The organism is Oligoflexus sp. (genome assembly GCF_035638955.1).
GTDB lineage: Bacteria > Bdellovibrionota_B > Oligoflexia > Oligoflexales > Oligoflexaceae > Oligoflexus.
In genome coordinates this window covers 1-1,649 of the sequence record NZ_DASQYZ010000213.1, presented here as the reverse complement: position 1 = coordinate 1,649, position 1,649 = coordinate 1, and the positions used below count along the sequence as shown (strand labels likewise).

Here is a 1,649-nt window from a genome sequence, read left to right as displayed (position 1 = left end):
GGTAGATGTCAACAGCCTGGGCTTTAGGGCGTGCAGGTATTCGCGGGAGTATATTTCACGGGAATTAAAGCGGTTTCATGCGGGTTTGAAGGTGATCGAAAATCGACCGAATCTCAAGCAGCCATTGGTTGAGGACTTCAGCCGCCTTATCAAAAGAACCTCTTCAAAGAATCAACGTTAGGGATCGATCCCCGATATGTCAGCGGATCAAACTTTCGTGCCACCAAATCTGGACCAATAAGTTTTGGATATTGATAATAAAAGTTCCATGTTCTGAATTGAAGTTCCGGGAACTTTCTTATCTGTCCAACCTGGGCCCCTTCGACCCTGGTCTTCAATCCATGGTAATCAAATAAACACCGTATGCAGTCGACATCAGCCCATTCTCCAGAGAAGAGAAAGTCACCTTTGGCAATGGCAAGTGATGATTTCAGGTCGAGTTCCGCTGATTTATGTATGGCCAGCGCGGTTTCCTTGGCGTGATCAAGGCTTTTTACAACAAACGTTTTGTCATGAGTCAGATGCTTAATAATTACTCAGCGATTGCAGCAAATTTAGAGTCTAAGCTCGAAGGCATTGACTGAAGACGGTTTTATTGGACGCATCTCATGGGGACCCTCAAAATTCTGGCTTACGCGAAATAGTTGATCTGAACTATTGAAAAAATAAGCTCCTGCAGCAAGATTGGAAGCAACAAAACACAGAACTTCCAGCGCAGGAGCCGATGATGCAGAAGCATCTGAGCCGTATGATACAAGAGTTTGAACTGATTCCCAAGGCCCTTGTGAATGTCGTGGCTGCCTATATTCTATACCTGATGCTGGAAACTCGTGGTCACAATGCCAAGCAGGCAGCGGTGTTAATGGGAGTATCTGAGTCGTCTTTTTCGAGAATGTTGAATCGACCGGATAGTCTGGCTTTAGCAAAAGGAAGTCTTAATCGTTCCGCCAGACGTCGCTTGAAAGTATTGCAGAGCGGCAAGAAAGGCAAAAGGCCCTTGATCATTATCGACAGCACACTGACCGACCGTCGTGGAAAATACGTGGAAAACATCGCATTTTATAGGCTTGGAAAGCGAACTGTCAGAGGCCATAAGTTTATCAACTTTGTTTTATTCCTGGACGGCGAAGTCGTGCCACTCTCTGCTCTCGCTCACTACTCGCGCGAGTACTGCGAAAATAATGGTTACACCTACAAAACGGAAAATGATCTCGTCATCGAGTGGCTGAACTGGCTTCATGCCAGCGGCCTCTTTTCCAGGGATGACATCAAACACCTGCATTTCGTGTGCGATGCGGGATACGATGCCAGGAAAGTTCAAAAGGCCATCAATCGCATTGGCTGTCATTTTACTATGGCCATCAAGAGTAACAGGCTTATTGAGGATCTATCGATTGGAGAATATTTTCGCAGACAGCGTATCATCCCGTGGCAGTCCATTCGGCTTTTTGCCGAGAAGGACGGAAAAAAAAGCGAAAGGAATATCGCGTAAGAATTGCTCCAAACGTTAAGCTCAAAGGATTTGGGCTGGTTTCGGCAGTATACTCAGAAGCCAGGAAAAGGGATGGCTCAAAGTCAAAGAAATATATTGTTTCAAGCGACACAGATCTCTCTGTACGGGAAATCGTGGAGAACTACAAAAATCGATG

General features: G+C 45.7%; 1 protein-coding gene. It reads left to right on the top strand.

Features of this window, described 5'->3' with window-relative positions; all coding sequences use genetic code 11:
* Positions 1 to 724 precede the first annotated feature (724 nt).
* Positions 725 to 1,492 (top strand): hypothetical protein, encoded by a 768-nt coding sequence (locus tag VE954_RS19555; RefSeq protein ID WP_324955853.1) that lies wholly within the window; start codon positions 725 to 727, stop codon positions 1,490 to 1,492.
* The last annotated feature ends 157 nt before the right edge of the window (positions 1,493 to 1,649 follow it).

Bases quoted from the DNA above. Each gene is read 5' to 3' on its own strand.
- VE954_RS19555 (WP_324955853.1), top strand. From the start codon at position 725: ATGATGCAGAAGCATCTGAGCCGTATGATACAAGAGTTTGAACTGATT.